This is a genomic window from Pseudoxanthobacter sp., from assembly GCF_036822375.1.
In the GTDB taxonomy this organism is placed as follows: domain Bacteria; phylum Pseudomonadota; class Alphaproteobacteria; order Rhizobiales; family Segnochrobactraceae; genus Pseudoxanthobacter.
Genome location: NZ_DAISHT010000358.1, coordinates 1 through 2,059, shown reverse-complemented (window position 1 = coordinate 2,059; position 2,059 = coordinate 1). Strand labels below are relative to the sequence as shown.

1 protein-coding gene and 1 pseudogene are annotated in these 2,059 nt (G+C 70.9%); both read left to right on the top strand.

Features of this window, described 5'->3' with window-relative positions; translation table 11 throughout:
* Window positions 1–534, top strand: a pseudogene (locus tag V7067_RS17590) (hypothetical protein); the annotation flags it as partial.
* Window positions 535–879: 345 nt separating this feature from the next.
* Window positions 880–2,059, top strand: a 1,180-nt coding sequence (locus tag V7067_RS17585) for a Clp protease N-terminal domain-containing protein (protein ID WP_334177180.1), incomplete at its 3' end; no start/stop codon positions are given.

Below are 2,059 nucleotides of genomic sequence, written 5' to 3'. Positions count from 1 at the left end.
GAAGGTGGTCGCGGCGATGGCAACCGCGGTGGCGATGCGCCCTATCAGCGCCCGGTGCGCGGCTCGCGTCACGAGCGGGTTGTGTTCAACAACGGCGATCCCACCGTGCCGGCCGTGCCGGGTCTCGGCCCGCAGCCGGTCGTCTCCGTGCCGCGCTTCGTGCCGGAGGCCGTGGTGCCTGCGGCGGCTGCGGCTGCGCCGGTCAGCGCGCCGGTGCCGGAAGCCCCTGTTGCCGCCCCCGAAGCCGCCGTCGAGGCGGTGGCCGAGCCGGTGACGGCCGAGCCGGAAGAGGCTCCCGCCCGCCGTCCGCGTGCCCGCGTGGCCCGCACGCCGCGCCGCGCGCCCGCGGCCGCGCCCGAGGAGGCGGTGGAGATTGAAGCGCCCGAGGCCGCGCCGGAAGAAGCCGCCGCCGGCGACGAGGCACCGCGTCCGCGTCGCCGCGTGCGCGGCAGCCGCGGCCGGGGCCGCCGCGCCGAGGCCGGGGCCGCCGAGGCTTCTGCCGGCGAAGACGCGCTGCCGGTCGCGACCGAATAACGCCGGTCCGCCGCGCAGGGCCGCAAGCCCTGCGGTCCTGTCCGCCAGATGCAGAAGGCCCCGGCATTGCCGGGGCCTTTCTTGTTGGGGCCGGGCGCTTCCGGTCGGGCGATGCCCGGAACGGGATTTTCCTGCAAAGGGTTGCGGCCTGCGGCGCGGGCCCTGTGGCGCGGGATGGCAAGAAAATTGAGCTTTCCGGCCGCGCCCCCCTTCCGTTGCCGATGTGCAACACCATATGACGAACAGCGCCCGCCCGAGGCGGCGCCGGCGGAGGCCGCAGACCGGCTCCGCAATCCGCGACGCCCGTCATGCCTCAAGGGTGACGGGGCGGGAAGGAGATGACAGATGAATCCTGAGATCTATACCGAGCGCGCCCGCGGCTTCATCCAGTCGGCCCAGACCGGGGCTCTGGGGCAGGGGCACCAGCAGTTCCTGCCGGAGCACCTGCTGAAAGTGCTGCTCGACGACCCGGAAGGCCTTGCCTCCGGCCTGATCGAGCGCGCCGGCGGCGATGCCCGCGCCGCTCTCAGTGCCACGGAGCAGGCTCTGGCGAAGCTGCCGAAGGTTTCCGGCGGCGCCGGGCAGCTTTATCTTGCCGCACCCACGGCGAAGGTGTTCGAGGCGGCGGAGCGGCTGGCCAAGAAGGCCGGCGACAGCTACGTTACCGTGGAGCGGCTGCTGCTGGCGCTGGCCAGCGAAAGCGATGCCGACACGGCGAAAATCCTGAAGACCGCCGGCGTGACCCCGGCGCGGCTTGAGGCCGCCATCGCAGACCTGCGCAAGGGTCGCACCGCCGACAATGCCTCGGCCGAAAGCGGCTATGACGCGCTGAAGAAATATGCCCGCGACCTGACCCAGACCGCGCGCGACGGCAAGCTCGATCCGGTCATCGGCCGTGACGACGAGATCCGCCGCACCATTCAGGTGCTGTCGCGGCGCACCAAGAACAACCCGGTGCTGATCGGCGAGCCGGGCGTCGGCAAAACCGCGATTGCGGAAGGGCTGGCGCTGCGCATCGTCAACGGCGACGTGCCGGAGAGCCTGAAGGACAAGCGCCTGCTGGCCCTCGACATGGGGGCCCTGATTGCCGGCGCCAAATATCGCGGCGAGTTCGAGGAACGGCTGAAATCCGTGCTGTCGGAGATTCAGGCGGCCGAGGGCGGCATCATCCTGTTCATCGACGAGATGCACACCCTCGTCGGGGCGGGCAAGTCCGATGGCGCGATGGATGCCTCCAACCTGCTCAAGCCGGCGCTGGCGCGCGGCGAACTGCACTGCGTGGGCGCCACGACGCTGGATGAGTACCGCAAATATGTGGAGAAGGATCCGGCGCTCGCCCGCCGCTTCCAGCCGGTGTTCGTCACCGAGCCGACGGTGGAAGACACCATCTCCATCCTGCGCGGCCTGAAGGAGAAGTATGAGCTGCACCACGGCGTGCGGATCACCGACTCTGCGCTGGTGGCGGCGGCAACGCTGTCGAACCGCTACATCACCGACCGCTTCCTGCCCGACAAGGCCATCGACC